Origin of the sequence: Parageobacillus thermoglucosidasius (assembly GCF_001295365.1) — a bacterium.
GTDB lineage: Bacteria > Bacillota > Bacilli > Bacillales > Anoxybacillaceae > Parageobacillus > Parageobacillus thermoglucosidasius.
Window position 1 is genome coordinate 1,487,192 of the sequence record NZ_CP012712.1, and the last position, 16,853, is coordinate 1,504,044.

General features: G+C 42.7%; 16 protein-coding genes and 1 other annotated feature. Of the genes, 10 read left to right on the forward strand and 6 right to left on the reverse strand.

Annotated features, from left to right (window positions below; all coding sequences use genetic code 11):
- Window positions 1-43 precede the first annotated feature (43 nt).
- Window positions 44-1,030, reverse strand: a complete 987-nt coding sequence (trpS, locus tag AOT13_RS07360) for a tryptophan--tRNA ligase (protein ID WP_003252352.1) — start codon at window positions 1,028-1,030, stop codon at window positions 44-46.
- Window positions 1,031-1,078: 48 nt separating this feature from the next.
- Window positions 1,079-1,311: a binding site (T-box leader), on the reverse strand.
- Window positions 1,312-2,086: 775 nt separating this feature from the next.
- On the opposite strand from trpS, the gene AOT13_RS07375 reads away from it, so the two are divergent.
- From AOT13_RS07375 to AOT13_RS07395, 5 genes are all read left to right on the forward strand, one after another.
- Window positions 2,087-3,724, forward strand: a complete 1,638-nt coding sequence (locus AOT13_RS07375) for a peptide ABC transporter substrate-binding protein (RefSeq protein WP_042383592.1) — start codon at window positions 2,087-2,089, stop codon at window positions 3,722-3,724.
- A gap of 99 nt (window positions 3,725-3,823) precedes the next feature.
- Window positions 3,824-4,759 (forward strand): ABC transporter permease, encoded by a 936-nt coding sequence (locus AOT13_RS07380; RefSeq protein WP_003252345.1) that lies wholly within the window; start codon window positions 3,824-3,826, stop codon window positions 4,757-4,759.
- Window positions 4,760-4,761: 2 nt separating this feature from the next.
- A complete protein-coding gene (locus AOT13_RS07385) occupies window positions 4,762-5,679 on the forward strand; it encodes an ABC transporter permease (RefSeq protein ID WP_003252343.1) in 918 nt (305 codons plus the stop codon).
- Window positions 5,680-5,691: 12 nt separating this feature from the next.
- The gene (locus tag AOT13_RS07390; RefSeq protein ID WP_003252341.1) at window positions 5,692-6,759 is read left to right on the forward strand and encodes an ABC transporter ATP-binding protein; all 1,068 of its coding nucleotides are present in this window, start codon (window positions 5,692-5,694) and stop codon (window positions 6,757-6,759) included.
- 1 nt (window position 6,760) lies between these two features.
- Window positions 6,761-7,699 carry an ABC transporter ATP-binding protein gene (locus AOT13_RS07395; protein ID WP_013401448.1) on the forward strand — a complete coding sequence of 313 codons (939 nt, stop codon included), beginning with the start codon at window positions 6,761-6,763 and terminating at the stop codon, window positions 7,697-7,699.
- 12 nt (window positions 7,700-7,711) lie between these two features.
- On the opposite strand, the gene AOT13_RS07400 is transcribed toward AOT13_RS07395, so the two are convergent.
- Complete coding sequence (locus tag AOT13_RS07400; RefSeq protein ID WP_013401447.1) at window positions 7,712-7,906, reverse strand: hypothetical protein; 195 nt, start codon at window positions 7,904-7,906, stop codon at window positions 7,712-7,714.
- Between the two features lie 257 nt (window positions 7,907-8,163).
- Here AOT13_RS07400 and spxA point away from each other — a divergent pair, with 257 nt between their 5' ends.
- Complete coding sequence (gene spxA / locus AOT13_RS07405; protein WP_003252337.1) at window positions 8,164-8,562, forward strand: transcriptional regulator SpxA; 399 nt, start codon at window positions 8,164-8,166, stop codon at window positions 8,560-8,562.
- 60 nt (window positions 8,563-8,622) lie between these two features.
- On the opposite strand, the gene AOT13_RS07410 is transcribed toward spxA, so the two are convergent.
- A complete protein-coding gene (locus AOT13_RS07410) occupies window positions 8,623-9,294 on the reverse strand; it encodes a TerC family protein (protein WP_013401446.1) in 672 nt (223 codons plus the stop codon).
- Window positions 9,295-9,509: 215 nt separating this feature from the next.
- Here AOT13_RS07410 and mecA point away from each other — a divergent pair, with 215 nt between their 5' ends.
- The 4 genes from mecA to pepF all read left to right on the forward strand — a co-directional run bounded on the left by mecA (window position 9,510) and on the right by pepF (window position 15,015).
- Window positions 9,510-10,187: an adaptor protein MecA gene (mecA, locus tag AOT13_RS07415; protein ID WP_003252330.1), complete on the forward strand. Its 678-nt coding sequence runs from the start codon at window positions 9,510-9,512 to the stop codon at window positions 10,185-10,187.
- A gap of 73 nt (window positions 10,188-10,260) precedes the next feature.
- The gene (gene cls / locus AOT13_RS07420; protein ID WP_003252328.1) at window positions 10,261-11,769 is read left to right on the forward strand and encodes a cardiolipin synthase; all 1,509 of its coding nucleotides are present in this window, start codon (window positions 10,261-10,263) and stop codon (window positions 11,767-11,769) included.
- 117 nt (window positions 11,770-11,886) lie between these two features.
- Window positions 11,887-13,119 carry a competence protein CoiA gene (locus AOT13_RS07425; protein ID WP_042383588.1) on the forward strand — a complete coding sequence of 411 codons (1,233 nt, stop codon included), beginning with the start codon at window positions 11,887-11,889 and terminating at the stop codon, window positions 13,117-13,119.
- Between the two features lie 81 nt (window positions 13,120-13,200).
- Window positions 13,201-15,015, forward strand: a complete 1,815-nt coding sequence (gene pepF, locus AOT13_RS07430) for an oligoendopeptidase F (RefSeq protein ID WP_003252325.1) — start codon at window positions 13,201-13,203, stop codon at window positions 15,013-15,015.
- Window positions 15,016-15,035: 20 nt separating this feature from the next.
- Here the strand turns inward: pepF and AOT13_RS07435 are convergent, their stop codons facing one another.
- From AOT13_RS07435 to AOT13_RS07445, 3 genes are all read right to left on the reverse strand, one after another.
- Complete coding sequence (locus AOT13_RS07435) at window positions 15,036-15,230, reverse strand: hypothetical protein (RefSeq protein WP_003252322.1); 195 nt, start codon at window positions 15,228-15,230, stop codon at window positions 15,036-15,038.
- A gap of 255 nt (window positions 15,231-15,485) precedes the next feature.
- Window positions 15,486-16,379, reverse strand: a complete 894-nt coding sequence (spxH, locus tag AOT13_RS07440; protein ID WP_003252320.1) for a ClpXP adapter protein SpxH — start codon at window positions 16,377-16,379, stop codon at window positions 15,486-15,488.
- A complete protein-coding gene (locus tag AOT13_RS07445; protein WP_013401443.1) occupies window positions 16,372-16,785 on the reverse strand; it encodes a globin domain-containing protein in 414 nt (137 codons plus the stop codon). The genes spxH and AOT13_RS07445 overlap by 8 nt, the downstream gene beginning before the upstream one ends.
- Window positions 16,786-16,853: the final 68 nt, after the last annotated feature.

Genomic DNA, 16,853 nt, shown 5'->3' on the forward strand with positions numbered 1-16,853 from the left:
CGCGTGTAAAACAAAAAAGCAAGCCACAAACGGCTTGCTTTTATTAACGCCTTCTTCCGAGCCCCATCGCTTGTTCCATTTTTTCGAGCATTTCCGTTGCCACTTTATTTGCTTTTTCTGCCCCTTTGTCAAGCACTTCGTCGAGTGTGCTGCTTTCCAATAAATGATAATATTTCTCTTGAATCGGGGTAAGGGTATCAATAATCACTTGGGCAAGATCGGCTTTAAATACGCCATACCCTTTTCCGGCATATTCTTGTTCAAGTTCTTCAATCGTTTTGTTCGCTAAAATCGAATAAATGTTAAGAAGGTTGGAGATTCCTGGTTTATTTTCTTTGTCATATCGGATGACTCCTTCTGAATCCGTTACGGCGCTTTTGATTTTCTTTTCCACCGCTTTGGCATCATCAAGAAGCGTAATAAACGACTTTTTGTTCGGATCCGATTTGCTCATTTTTTTTGTCGGGTCTGCAAGCGACATAATGCGCGCGCCGATTTTTGGAATGCGCGGTTCCGGAATCGTAAAAATCTCCCCGTACCGCTTGTTGAAGCGTTCTGCTAAATCGCGCGTCAATTCAATATGTTGTTTTTGGTCTTCCCCGACAGGCACAATATCGGTTTTATATAAAAGAATATCTGCAGCCATTAACGGCGGATAAGTAAGCAGTCCGGCGCTCACCGCTTCTTTTCCTGCTGATTTGTCTTTGAATTGAGTCATTCTTTCCAGTTCGCCGATATAAGAAAGGCATTGCAGCATCCATCCTGCCTGCGCGTGGGCAGGAACTTCCGACTGGATAAACAAAGTCGCCTTATTCGGATCGATGCCGACCGCCAAATAAAGGGCGGCTAAACTGCGAATGTTTTTTTGCAGTTCCTGCGGATCTTGCGGGACGGTAATCGCATGCTGATCGACAATGCAAAAGTAGCAGTTGTACTCATTCTGCAATTCTACGAATTGCCGCATAGCGCCGATATAGTTGCCAAGCGTAATGACACCGCTTGGCTGAATGCCTGAAAAACTCGTTTTCATCATACCACTCCTTTTTTATCCATTTAAAAAGGCCCTATTCCCTTAAACGTTAGGGACGATAGGACCGCGTTGCCACCCTAGTTATTGCACATATGGTGCAATCACTCTGCCCATGCCTGTATGCGCATGGCGCCTTGATAACGCAAGGCAGGCGTCCAAAGCCTACTCTCGTTCAGCCGGATGCTCGAAAGCCCATTCCATATTGCTAGCCGCTTGTTCCCACCAGCCACAAGCTCTCTGAAGGCATCGCAATATGTACTCTTCTTTCTCATCGCATGTTCATTCCAGTTTTTTTGACTCTTATTGTAAAACATCTATTTGCTATATGCAAGTTTCTTTTTCCCTCCTAAGCAATGAATAGAAAAAAGCGAAATAAATATAATTAATACTGTACGGAACAAATAGGCAGATGTGGCAATATCAACGATGTGGTGAAAGAAACCCGTTAGGTTACGGACTATCCGCGAAACGGAGCATATATGGCATTAGGAGTGATGGAGAAATAAACGACTTTGTGGGGGCGAATTTTGCGAAGCGCTGTCGCCATGGCTTAATAGCGCAAACAAAAAGTTTTTGGAAAAGTTATTATTCTGATTTCAAAGTGTTATTTAATAATTTTTTTATCAAATACATTATTTTAGAAATTATGTTAATAAAATTACATTTTTAGCAATGAATGAAGAAAAAATAAATCTTCGCTCATTACTTCTTAACAAAATGTTAAAATAACCAAAATGTAAACGCTTTAAATAATATAAAAATAAATTTTTTATTTACAATTATCAAAAAACAATATAAAATGACAGGTAGCAAAAAGAAAGAAGTGAGCCGGTACATACCTCAACTGAAGTAAAATTCAGAAAAGAAACAAAAAAGTAAAATGTAAATTATTTTTAAAATATATTAATAATTTTTATGACATAAACAATGTTTTAATAATAAAATAAAATGCAATAAATTTTTTTATTTTATTTAAAAAATATTGAATTTATTAACAAAAGTTCCGCGTTTTTACGCAGAGCTTTTGAACATAAATTTATTTTAGGGGGGAATTCCATGAAGAAAAGAAGTTTTATGCTTTTGAGCTTCATGTTGGCGTTAAGCCTTTTCCTTTCTGCGTGCGGCGGCTTCCAAAAAGGCAATGAATCCGCCGGCGAGAAAGGAAACAAAGCTGCTGATGTTCCACAAGAATTGCATGTGAACATTAAAACAGAGCCATTCTCACTAAATCCGGGCTTAGCGAATGATAGTGTTTCCGCCAACGTGTTATACCAAACATTTGAAGGGTTAACCCGCATTAAAGACGGCAAACCTCAGTTAGCGATGGCAGAAAGCTACGAAGTTTCTAAAGACTTAAAAACATACACATTCAAATTGCGCGATGCCAAATGGTCCAATGGCGACCCAGTTACCGCCCAAGACTTTGAATATGCATGGAAATGGGCGCTGGATCCGAAAAACCAATCGCAATATGCTTATCAGCTTTATTACGTTAAAAATGGTCAAGCGTTTAACGAAGGGAAAGCAAAAGCGGAAGATGTCGGCGTAAAAGCAATCGACGACAAAACGCTGCAAGTTACACTGGAAAATCCAACGCCTTATTTCTTAGAATTAACGGCGTTCTATACGTACTTCCCAGTGAACAGCAAAATTGCGCAGAAAAATCCAAAATGGTATGCCAATGCTGGCCCTGACTACACTTCGAACGGTCCGTTCAAAATGACTTCTTGGGAACACAATAACAAGATCGTTCTCGAGAAAAACGAAAATTACTGGGATGCAAAAAACGTCAAATTGACCAAAATTGATATGGTTATGGTCAATGATAACAATACAGAGCTTTCGATGTTTAATAATGGTGAGTTAGATTGGGCAGGCATGCCGACAGGGCAATTGCCGACAGATTCTTTACCGCAATTAAAGAAAGAAGGCAAGTTGCATATTCAACCGATCGCTAGTGTTTACATGTTTAAGTTTAATACGGAAAAAGCACCGTTAAACAATGTCAATATCCGCAAAGCTCTTGCGTACGCAATCGATCGCAAAGCAATTGTGGAAAATGTGACAAAAGGCGAACAAATTCCGGCTATGGCAGTTGTGCCGCCGACGATGTTCCCTGAAAACAAAAAAGGGTATTTTAAAGACAACGATGTTAAAAAAGCGAAAGAATATTTGCAAAAAGGCCTTCAAGAGCTTGGGCTAAAAGATGTGAAAGATTTGCCACCGATCACCTTATCGTATAACACCGACGATGCTCACGCGAAAATTGCTCAAGCGGTTCAAGATATGTGGAAGAAAAATTTAGGAATCGAAGTAAAACTGGAAAATGCGGAATGGGCAGTATACATTGAGAAGCTGCACTCCGGTGACTATCAAATCGGACGGATGGGCTGGTCAGGCGACTTTAACGATCCGATCAACTTCCTAGAACTGTTCCGCGACAAAAAAGGCGGCAATAACGATACAAACTGGGAAAATCCGCAATACAAACAGTTGTTAATCGATTCTCAGAAAGAAACAGACCCGGAAAAACGGAAAGAATTGCTAAAACAGGCAGAAGCGATTTTAATGGATGAAATGCCTATAGCGCCAGTTTACTTCTACACGAATACATGGGTGCAAAAAGACAACTTGAAAGGTGTAGAAGTGTCTGGCCTTGGCGATGTCCAATTTAAGTGGGCATATTTTGAATAAAACCGCAGTGAAAGGTGAAGAAGGTATATGGGTTTTTTCGGCTCATATACCTTCATTTCCTGTTAAGACGTATTGCAAGAAAATGGAGGTGCAGGAAATTTGTTAAGATATATAAGCAAGCGGCTACTTTATATGCTTATGTCTTTGTTTTTAATTGTAACAGCGACATTTTTTTTAATGAGGGCTGCTCCGGGAGGGCCGTTCTCGAGTGAGAAGCAAGTTCCGCCGGAAATTGAGAAAAACTTGAATGAATATTATGGACTGGATCGACCGTGGTATATCCAATATGTTGATTATTTAGTTTCTGTCGCGAAATGGGATTTCGGACCTTCGTTTAAATATAAAGGGCAGACGGTTAACGACTTAATTAATGAAGGATTTCCCGTGTCCTTTTTTCTTGGCATGGAATCATTATTCATTGCGATCAGTGTTGGGATTTTACTAGGAATTATCGCGGCGTTGAACCACAATAAATGGCAAGATTATGGGGCAATGGTTTTCGCTGTTCTCGGAATCTCTGTTCCAAGCTTTATTATGGCATCCGTTTTGCAGTATTTTTTAGCGATCAAGTTGGGATGGTTCCCGGTTGCTCGTTGGGAATCGCTGCAACATACGGTGCTGCCTGCGCTTGCGCTGGCCGCAACGCCAACGGCATTTATTGCCCGTTTAACCCGTTCTAGCATGTTGGAAGTATTAAGTAACGACTATATTCGCACGGCAAAAGCAAAAGGGCTCTCGCGCAGACAAATTACGGTGAAGCACGCAATCCGCAACGCGATCCTTCCAGTTGTAACATACTTAGGCCCTTTATCCGCACAAATTTTAACAGGCAGCTTTGTGATTGAAAAAATTTTTGGGATACCCGGACTCGGAAGCCATTTTGTAACAAGTATTACAAACCGCGACTATACAACGATTATGGGGGTTACGGTGTTTTACAGTATTCTATTATTATTGTCTGTGTTGCTTGTGGATATTGCTTATGGCTTTATTGATCCACGCATTAAGTTAGCCGGTGGTAAGAAAGGGGAGTAATCATGCAGCAGATTCCAAAAGAGATGTTTCAGCCGGCGGTAGCCGATGTTGGGGAAGCGGAGAAGTTGTCAAAACCGAGTCTTTCGTTTTGGAAAGATGTTTCGATACGTTTTCGAAAAAATAAGTTAGCTATGTTTGGATTAATTTTATTAATTCTTTTAGTGTTCATGGCCATTTTTGGACCGTATATGACCAACTATGATTACGCAACGAATGATTTAATGAATACGAACCAGCCGCCTTCTTCTAAACATTGGTTTGGAACCGATGAACTTGGACGTGATATATTTACTCGCACATGGTATGGTGCCCGCATTTCTTTGTTTATCGGATTAGCCGCAGCGCTGATCGATTTGGTCATTGGCGTCCTTTGGGGAGGAATTGCCGGCTACCGTGGCGGAAAAACGGATGAAATCATGATGCGTATCGCTGATATTTTATACGGAGTTCCTTATTTGCTTTTAGTCATCATATTAATGGTTATTTTGGGACAAGGGTTAGGGACGATGATTCTTGCCATGACGATTACCGGATGGGTCAATATGGCTCGTATTGTTCGGGGACAAGTGTTGCAGTTGAAAAACCAGGAATATGTATTGGCAGCGCGAACACTTGGCGCAAGCACGTCCAGAATCATGTTTAAGCATTTGATTCCTAATGCCATGGGCTCGATTCTTGTTACGATGACGTTAACGATTCCTAACGCCATTTTTACAGAGGCATTTTTAAGCTATTTAGGATTAGGTGTTCCACAACCGTTAGCAAGTTGGGGGACAATGGCTTCTGAAGGAGTGCAAGCATTGCAATATTATCCATGGCGTCTGTTTTTCCCAGCCACATTTATTTGCTTAACTATTTTTGCTTTTAATGTGGTGGGAGATGGGCTGCGCGATGCATTAGATCCGAAATTGCGTAAGTAGGGTGATGAGAATATGGAAAAGCTGTTAGAAGTAAAAAATTTGGAAGTATCGTTTCAAACATACGGGGGCGAAGTGCAAGCGGTCCGCGGAGTTAGCTTTTATTTAAATAAGGGAGAAACATTGGCGATTGTTGGGGAATCAGGCTCTGGAAAAAGTGTTACTTCACAAACGATTATGCGCCTTATTCCTACTCCGCCGGGAAAAATAAAAAATGGCCAAATCATATTTGATGGGGAAGATCTTGTTAAAAAAACGGATAAAGAAATGGAACAAATCCGCGGAAAAGATATCGGGATGATTTTTCAAGATCCGATGACATCGCTCAATCCAACGATGAAAGTCGGAAAGCAAATTATGGAAGCGGTCATGAAACATCAAAAAATGCCGAGATCAGCGGCAAAAGAGCGGGCCATTGAATTGTTGCGGTTGGTTGGGATTCCGATGCCGGAAAAGCGTGTCGATCAATATCCGCACGAGTTTTCTGGCGGGATGCGGCAGCGCGCGATGATTGCGATTGCTTTGGCTTCCAATCCAAAGCTGTTAATTGCCGACGAACCAACCACTGCCCTTGATGTAACCATTCAGGCGCAAATTTTAGAATTAATGAAAGATATACAGAAAAAAACAGGGACAGCCATTATTTTTATTACCCATGATTTAGGAGTAGTAGCCAACGTAGCTGATCGCGTCGCCGTGATGTATGCGGGGAAAATCGTTGAAATGGGAACGGTTGATGAAATTTTTTACGACCCGAGACATCCTTATACATGGGGCTTGCTTGCTTCTATGCCAAGCCTTGATAGTGATGATAAGACAGAGTTGGCGTCGATTCCAGGCACGCCGCCGGATTTGACGAATCCGCCAAAAGGTGATGCGTTTGCGCCGCGTAATCCGTATGCGATGAAAATTGATTTTGAAATGGAACCGCCGCTGTTTCAAATTTCCGATACCCATTATGCCGCAACATGGCTGCTTCATCCAGATGCGCCGAAAGTTGAGCCGCCGGAAGCGGTAAAACGGCGATTGCGCAAGCTCTCCACCAATTATCCTCAACCAATTATAGTAAGGGAGAGTGAGTAATATGCCAGAAAAACAGAAGCTTATTGAAGTGAAAAATTTGAAACAGTATTTTCCAGTCGGCGGCGGAAATGTCGTTAAAGCGGTGGATGGCGTTACTTTCGATATTTATAAAGGGGAAACACTTGGCCTTGTTGGAGAGTCGGGTTGCGGCAAGTCGACAACGGGACGGACGATTATTGGACTATATAAAGCGACAGGCGGAGAAGTTCTTTTTAATGGGATAAATGTCCATGGCAAACATTCAGCGAAAGAACTAAAAGAGTTGAAGCGAAAAATGCAAATGATCTTCCAAGACCCATATGCATCGCTGAATCCGCGCATGACCGTTGCCGATATTATCGCTGAAGGCATCGATATTCACGGTCTGGCGAAAACGAAAGAAGAGCGGATGCAGCGCGTATATGAGTTGCTGGAGACCGTTGGCTTAAACCGCGAACACGCGAACCGCTACCCGCACGAATTTTCGGGCGGCCAGCGCCAGCGGATCGGGATTGCCCGCGCTTTAGCGGTGGAACCGGAGTTTATCATCGCCGATGAGCCGATTTCCGCGCTGGATGTGTCGATTCAGGCGCAAGTGGTGAATTTAATGAAAAAGCTGCAGCGTGAAAAAGGGCTGACGTATTTGTTTATCGCCCATGATTTGTCCATGGTCAAATATATTAGCGACCGCATTGGCGTGATGTATTTCGGCAAATTGGTCGAGCTTGCCGATGCAGAAGAATTGTACCGCAATCCGATTCATCCATACACAAAAGCGTTATTGTCAGCCATTCCGCTTCCTGATCCGGAAACAGAACGGACGCGGAAACGGATTATTTACGACCCGTCGCAGCATCAGTATAAAGAAGGGGAAGAGCTGGAATTCCGCGAAATTACCCCGGGCCATTTCGTATTATGCTCAGAGGCGGAATATAAAACATATCAATCGATGTATAAATAAAACGATCTCCGCTTAAGAGATCGTTTTATTTTTGCCGCCGACGAGGTTCCAGCCGCTCTGTATATGTTTTGATTCATTAACGTGTTCTTTTCGTTTCGAACCGCCGAAAATGCGTTCACCAATGCTGGCCGCAATGACTCCCATGAATGCGGTAATGCCGATAATCAGTCCGGAAACAATCATGTAATCGATAAAATATTGCCTCATGAATGCTCTCCCCCCCATGGCAATCGTTCCAATTTTATTGTAGAGGATTTTTCTGTTTTTTGGAAGAAACGGTGAAAATTAAACGAAGAAAATAGGCAACTTTTTTGAAAAACTATATCTTTATTTACACATTTATTGTATAATGTATTATGTTAGAGTTATTTCAAATTACCATGTTTTGCAGCTAGAGTGTTATGGCTAGTTCGTCCAGTTTGATATAGAAGGCAAGGCGATCCTTGTTGAAAGGGAGTGAGAGTATGGTGAAATTGTATACTTCACCAAGTTGCACGTCATGCCGAAAAGCGAAAGCATGGCTTGAAAAACATAATATTCCTTACGTAGAGCGCAATATTTTCTCCGAACCGTTAACGATTGAGGAGATAAAAGAAATTTTGCGCATGACGGAAACAGGAACTGATGAGATTATTTCAACAAGATCAAAAGTTTTCCAAAAGTTAAACATCAATCTCGAGTCGTTGCCGTTGCAAGATTTATACGAACTCATTCAAAAACATCCTGGAATTTTGCGCAGACCGATTATTATTGATGAAAAACGGCTGCAAGTCGGTTATAATGAAGACGAAATTCGCCGTTTCTTGCCGCGGAAAGTGCGGGCATATCAACTTCGTCAAGCGCAACGTCTCGTTAACGAATAAGGAGAACAAACTTCTGCATGGTTTTCCATGCAGAAGTTTGTTCTCATTTTTTTAGTGTCACTACGTCCAGTGCTGTGCGTTGCGCCGGTTGATGATGAATCCCAATAAGGTAATAAATGCCGCGATCATCAGCGGGAATTCCGGCTTCCACGAAGCAACACTATTGTACAAACGGGATATTTGCTGTTCTTCGATGATCATTTTTCCCGCGGTATAGGCTAACAGGGCTCCGCCAATATAAACGAGGAAAGCATAGCGTTCCATCGCGTAAAGAATTAGCTTACTGCCTAAAATGATAATGGGGACGGAAAGAAGAAATCCGAACACCACAAGCGAAGTGTGCCCATGTGCGGCCCCGGCGACCGCGATCACATTGTCCAATCCCATTGCAATATCGGCCGTTACAATTGTTTGTATCGCTTTCCAAAGCGATGTTTCCGATGGAATCGCTGCAGCCGCTTCGTCTTTTTGGATCAGCAGCTTTAAGGAAATCCAAAGCAACACGCAACCGCCGGCCAACTGTAAAAATGGAATTTTCAATAACATCACAACCGCCGCTGTTAAGAGAATGCGGATGAAAATGGCCAACGCTGTGCCGAGGACAATCGCGATGTTCCGCTTTTGTTCAGTCAGGTTGCGGCTCGCTAAAGCGATGACAACGGCGTTATCTCCGCCAAGAACGATATCAATGCCGATAATAAGAAGAATCGATGTCACATATTCGCCGATCATGCGTGCCCCTCATTTCTTTTGTTTTCACCACCATTATAGTAGGGCATGTTTCATTTCATAACCAATTTTTAAAAACGTGGTTTTTTTATTTCCCTTCTTTCGCTTTTTATCATAAAATAAAAGTACAAGATGTTATCTTGTATTTAAATAGAATGTTTTGGGGGTAAAAATCCCTTCAACTTTTATTCTTTATTTAGGAAGGGAGAGTCTGCGCTATGGAAATAGAGCGAATTAATGAACATACGGTGAAGTTTTATATTTCTTATGTTGATATAGAGGAGCGCGGTTTTGACCGCGAAGAGATTTGGTATAACCGCGAGCGCAGCGAAGAATTGTTTTGGGAAATGATGGATGAAGTTCATAGCGAAGGCGATTTTTCACTTGAGGGGCCCCTTTGGATCCAAGTGCAGGCGCTGGATAAAGGATTAGAAGTGCTTGTCACAAAAGCGCAGCTATCGAAGGATGGAAGCAAGCTGGAACTTCCTCTCCCGGAAGAAAGATTGCGCGATTTTCCAGTTGATGAAAAAATGGAAGAATTGCTTGACCATCATTTTCATATTGTACGCAATGATGAATCGTTTGCCAATAGCGATAAGGAGATCCTTCAGTTTACGATTTGCTTTAAAGATATTGAAGATTTGATTTCCCTTGCCCACCGCGCCAACTTTACAGGGCTTGTGAACCGCCTTTTCCAATTTGAGCGCCGATATTACTTGTTCGTCCAATTTAGCGAGGAAGATTATACAGAATATGAAATGGACAACATTTTGAGCTTGCTTTTAGAGTATGGCACAGATTCGCAAGTGACGATTTACCGCTTAGAGGAATATGGAAAAGAAATTATCCGTGACAATGCTTTAGAGACATTGAAAGAACATTTTCCGTTGAAATAAGCGCCGATTTCATCCGCTGAAATCGGCGTTTTCTTCGAGCGAAAAGTCTAGAGAATAGGTAAGGTGAGCATCATTGCGGAACACATTAAGGGTTATTATTTTTGTCCTAGTTGTAGCGGTCTTTTTATTTTTGACAAACGATTATTGGGAAGGAAGGCTGCTCGGCGTCCTTAGTATTTTAATTTCCTGTTCCGTTATTTTTATTGCATTTGTCATTTCCCTTGAAAACCGGAGACCCGCGCATACGATCGCGTGGCTTGTTGTCCTCGGCAGCTTTCCGGTGCTTGGCTTTTTCTTTTATTTGATGTTTGGAAAAAATTACAGGAAACAGAGGCTTTTCCAAAAGAAGGCGATGCTCGATGAACAAACATTTTTAAAGTTTCAAACGCATCACCAATGGGATGTGGAACAACTGGCGATCGCCGAACACCAACGCCCGCTGCTTCAGCTTGCTCACCGCATCGGAAAAAGCCCTGTTTCTCTTGCGACGGAAACAAAAGTATTGACAAACGGGCAAGAAACATTTTCCACTATTTTTGAAGAATTAAAGAAAGCGACGCATCATATTCATTTAGAATATTATATTGTCCGCCATGATGGAGTTGGCCAACAGCTGAAAGCGATTTTAGTGGAAAAGGCAAAAAGCGGGGTGCATGTCCGTTTTCTTTATGATGCTGTCGGGAGCTGGAAATTATCTAAAACGTATATTCAAGAGCTGCGCGATGCAGGAGTGGAAATGATTCCTTTTTCTCCAGTCCGTTTGCCATTTTTAAACAACAAAATCAACTTTCGTAATCATCGGAAAATTATTGTTATTGATGGAACGGTTGGCTTTGTCGGAGGATTGAATATCGGTGATGAATATTTAGGAAAAGATAAATATTTCGGTTTTTGGCGCGATACGCATTTATGGATCCGCGGTGAAGCCGTACGCACATTGCAGCTTATTTTTTTGCAAGATTGGTATTATATGACCGGAAAGACGCTATTGACGCCAGAATATTTATCCCCGCAGCTTGTCCATTATGACGGGCAAGGGGGAGTCCAATTAATCGCGGGCGGCCCTGACCAAAAATGGGAAGTCATTAAGCATTTATATTTTGCCATGATTACATCCGCGCAGCGGTCGATCTGGATTGCCTCACCGTATTTCGTGCCGGACGAAGATATTTTAACGGCGCTAAAGGTCGCTGCATTAAGCGGGATTGACGTCCGCATTTTGGCGCCAAGGCGGCCGGATAAAAAAATCGTCTTTTATGCTTCGCGTTCCTATTTTCCGGAACTGTTGGAAGCCGGTGTGAAAATTTATGAATATTCAAAAGGATTTTTGCATAGCAAAATCATGATCGTCGATGGGGAATTGGCATCGATCGGCACAGCAAATATGGATATGCGCAGCTTTCATCTTAATTTTGAAGTGAATGCCTTTTTATATCATACGGATAGCACAAAAAAACTTGTTGCTGATTTTCTTGAAGATTTAAAATATTCCAGCCAAATTAATAATGAAATATTTCGGCGCCGTCCGCTGTCCATTCGTGTGATGGAGTCAGTATCAAGATTGTTGTCCCCTTTATTATGATTTTCGCCCGGAAACGGTGCCGGGCATTTATCATTTTTTATGGATTGGCGGACAAAAAACAGGAAAACAGGCTGCTTTTGCCGAATAGATATAAAGAAACAAAAAGGATGTGATATTTTGCTTGTCGCGTTGTTGCGAAATGGAGAGGTTGTTTCACTTGCCAAGACTTGGACGAAGGAAGAGTTAGTCCGATTAAAAAGGAAGGAATCGTTTTTTTGTCCTGCCTGCAAGCGGGAAGTCGTATTAAAGCTTGGCAATCACCGCATTCCGCATTTTGCGCATAAAAAAGATGACGCGTGCCCATACGAGCACGAGCCGGAATCAGCGCGCCATTTGACCGGAAAATTCGATTTATTTTCTTGGCTTCAACGCCAGAACATACAGGCAAAATTGGAGCCATATTTACCGCCGGTTCAACAGCGCCCAGACATCCTTGTTGCACATCATCATTTCATATATGCGGTAGAATATCAATGCTCTGCCATTCGTGAGATATTGTTCCGGAAACGCAACGATTCCTATCGGGCGAAAGGAATCCGCCCAATTTGGATTCTTGGAGCACATCATCTGCGCTACCGGAACCATCATATTTCATTGCCCCGTTTTCAATGGATGTTTGCCCACCATTTTCCCCTTGTTCCACGCCCGCTTCTTTTCTTCTATTGTTCAGAAACAAAACGTCTTATCCGCCTCGTTCATTTAATTCCGTTCTCTGTCCGCCGCACATTTGCTATTCCTGTTGTACAGCCTCTGCATTCGCTTTCTTTTTCCGATTTGTTGTCCTTTCCGGCGGTTTCGCTGCCCGCCTCGTTTTGGCATGATTGGCTTAACTATAAACAACGATGGCGCCTTACTTTTCCGTTATATCCAGATAAGATCACAAGGCTTATTTGTTACGATTTTTACCGGCGGGGCATTATTCCGTCCCTTTTTCCCACCGAAGCAGGCTGGCCGCTGCCACACGGCTATTTGTTTGAAACACCGCCGTTTATTTGGCAAACATATGTGTTAATCCCGTTTATGCAACCGGAACGCAAACTTGTTCCGCTCGATTCCATTTATCGTTTTATCGGTGAAAGGCTGGCTGCGGGCCGGCTTGCTGCCCGCCAGCTGCCGCTCGCAACGGGACGACGATATACGCAGGCGGTTTACGAGTATTTGCAATTGCTGACAAAGCTTGGCTATTTTCAGTGGGAAGGCCGCAAATGCCTTCGTTTAGTAAAAGAATTTACTTTTCCGAAGACGATGGATGAAGTAATACAGCAGGATCGACAAATGATGGAGCAAATGAAAAGACAGCCTCCGCTTTTCCGTTATATAAATGAATTGGAGCTGAACAAAAATGGGTAGGAATGGATTTATTGATGAGGAGGGGAAATGATCATAATAAAATATGATTTATGATATAATTTTCCAAAGGAGGTTTGCGAAATGGATGAAAAGAAAACAAAAAAATCGTTACCATTGCGAAGTGAAATTCCTGTTGAAGAAACGTGGCGTTTAGAGGACATTTTCCCAACGGATGAAGCATGGGAGCAAGAATTTCAAGAAGTGAAAAAAATGATTCCGAAATTATCGGATTATCAAGGAAGGCTGGGGGAATCGGCAGATACGTTATACGAAGCGCTGCAATACCAAGATAAGATATCCATGCGTCTTGGCAAGCTGTATACATATGCGCATATGCGCTATGACCAAGATACGACCAACGCTTTTTATCAAGGGCTGAACGATCGAGCGACAAGCCTTTACAGCGAAGCGTCAAGCGCGATGGCATTTATCGTGCCGGAAATTTTGGCGATCGATGAGGCGAAATTGCGTGCGTTTTTAGAAGAGAAAAAAGAATTAAAGCTGTATGAACACGCTTTAGATGAAATTAACCGCCAGCGCCCGCATGTGTTGTCCGCCGAAGAAGAGGCGATTCTGGCCCAAGCGGCAGAAGTCATGCAAGCATCTTCGACGACATTCGGCATGCTGAATAACGCCGATTTAACGTTCCCGACGATTATCGATGAAAATGGGGAAGAAGTGGAAGTAACGCATGGCCGTTTTATTCGCTTTTTGGAAAGCACGGACCGCCGCGTGCGGCGCGATGCGTTTAAAGCGGTATATGAGACGTACGAAAAGTATAAAAACACATTTGCCAGCACGCTCGCCGGCGCGGTGAAAAAAGACAACTTTTTCGCGCGCGTCCGCCGCTATAAATCGGCGCGGGAAGCGGCGTTAAGCAATAATAACATCCCTGAAAGTGTATACGATAATTTGATTGAAACGATTCATGAACATTTGCCGCTGTTGCACCGCTACGTTCGTTTGCGCAAAAAAGTGCTTGGGCTTGACGAATTACACATGTATGATTTATACACCCCGCTTGTGCAAGATGTGAAAATGGAAGTAACGTATGAAGAAGCGAAAGAATACATGTTAAAAGGGCTTGCCCCGCTCGGCGACGAATATATTCGCATCGTCAAGGAAGGCCTGGAAAACCGCTGGGTTGACGTACGCGAAAACAAGGGAAAACGAAGCGGTGCTTATTCGTCAGGAGCGTACGGAACAAATCCGTATATTTTGCTTAATTGGCAAGATAACGTCAATAATTTGTTTACACTGGTCCACGAATTCGGCCATTCTGTGCATAGCTATTACACGCGCAAAACGCAGCCGTATCCGTATGGAAATTATTCGATTTTTGTCGCTGAAGTTGCATCGACATGCAACGAAGCGCTGTTAAATGATTATTTATTAAAAACGATCGATGACGAGAAAAAACGGTTATATTTGCTTAACTATTATTTGGAAGGGTTCCGCGGAACGGTCTTCCGCCAAACGATGTTTGCCGAGTTTGAACATATGATTCATATTAAGGCGCAGGAAGGCGAAGCGCTTACAGCGGATTCATTGACTTCCATGTATTACGAATTAAACAAAAAATATTTTGGCGATGATATTGTTGTCGATAAGGAAATCGGATTAGAATGGGCGCGTATTCCGCATTTTTACTACAACTATTATGTTTATCAATACGCAACCGGCTTTAGCGCGGCGACCGCATTAAGCAGACAAATATTAGAAGAAGGGGAGCCGGCCGTGAAGCGCTATATCGAGTTTTTAAAAGCAGGTAGCTCCGACTATCCGATTGAAGTGTTGAAAAAAGCGGGAGTGGATATGACGAGCGCGGAGCCGATCCGCCAGGCTTGCCAAGTATTCGCAGAAAAACTGGAAGAAATGGAACAGCTATTGTCGTAAACGGAAAAGCGAATGTGGCGTTATTGCCACATTCGCTTTTGATAAAATCCTTTAAATTGATTGCGGCTGTTCCAAGTTGCTAAAAAGCCAAAAATCGAAAAAAATAAAAGTGGCATCGTAATCAGCGGGGGAATAAGATGCATCAGGCCAAGCAAATTGAAACAAAAGGCGATGAGCACAATGAATCCCCAAATGAACAGCGTGATTCGTTTCATTTTTTCCTCCTTTCTGTTGACCCTGCTATTCATTATATGAGTATGGTGAAGAAAAAGATGATTTCTTCCATATTTATGACAATAATGTGAACAAAAGCACAAAGTAGTTGTCAAAACCTTATATCGTTTGTTAAGATAATATCGTGAATAAAATCACAAAAACTTTATACCCCTTTGTTTGACCGTGAAAAATTTCTCCCATCCCCTTTGTTGTCTTGACAAAAGGAAAAGCCCGGCGTTTTGCCGGGCTTTTCCTTAATTTTCTTTTGAGATATAGCGCCAAAATGTTCCGTGTTTTACTGGCACTTTTTCTACTTTTTGTTTTAACTGCAGTTTTTTCATTTCTTTTTCCGCTTCATTTACGGTCATATTATAAACAACTGCGATTTCTTTTGTGGCGACGAATTTAAAATGGCTTAAAAATGACTCGAGCGGGGGAGGAGGGGATGGTTCGGGTTGAAAGCCAAGCATTTCATAAATCAGTTCAACGTAAATCTCGTAAGGATAGCATCCGGAAATTTTGATTCCTTCATCTTCAATGTTTTCGTTAAAAAAGACGAGCGTTGGAATTTCGTTTACGTCCATCTCGGATGTAATTTTTAAATCGCATTGAAACGCTTTTGACGCGCTTGGCGACTGCAAATCGCGAACAAATTCATCGACGTCCAGACCGACGCGCGTCGCGCAATCGATCAACACGGAAATATCGGAGACATTTTGCTTTTCCAAAAACAATAATTCTTGCAACTGGCGCAAGAAACGGATCCCTGCGCGTTTGCCTTGCAATTCTGCCGCTTTAATAGCGATCGATGCGGCAAATGGACTAGAAATAGGATTCTCCAGCCATAGGCTCCCATCGCAAGACATTCCCGAACGGCTTGCCGTCCGCTCCCACACTTTAGCGATCATTTCCGGCTTATGGCGTTTCTGCATATGAAGCGTCGCCAGCTTTCCGCTTAACACATGTTTCAATGTAAAGAAACGTCCGTACTCAATCACCAGTTTTTTGATAATTGGTTCAAGCCCCCAACATTCCGGGCAGAGTGGATCAATGAACAAATAAATTTCCAACGGCTTTGTCTCGTTGCTGCGCGACTGGGAAGCATGCCACCAATCCGGGGCAGCTTTCCCAGTTAATTTGTCATTCAAGGGAATACCCCTTTCCTTCTAAATTGTCTTGGGTGTTGACCATATGATGGGCAGTTAAAACGAGACGGTGATAAAATTGTTCGCGCGCTGGTCCAGACAGACCGATTTCGTCCATTGCGGCACGCATACAGGAAAGCCATGCCTCGGCGCGAGTCGGCGTAATTTCAAAGCGCAAATGACGCGCCCGCAACATCGGATGCCCGTGTTCCTGCGTGTAAAGCGGCGGCCCTCCTAAATATTGTGTTAAAAATTGTTTTTGTTTTCTAGCCGTTTCTGTTAAATCGTCCGGAAAAATCGGGCTTAAATCAGGATGTTTGGCAACGCGTTTATAAAAAGCTTCCACAAGCCTTGCAACCGTCTTTTCTCCACCGATCGCCTCGTAGAGTGTTTGCCATTGTTCAGCCATTGTGAATGCTCCTTTGAGTAAAATGTTTGTGTACGGTGATTTTACTGCTATTTTAACAATGAAGCGTA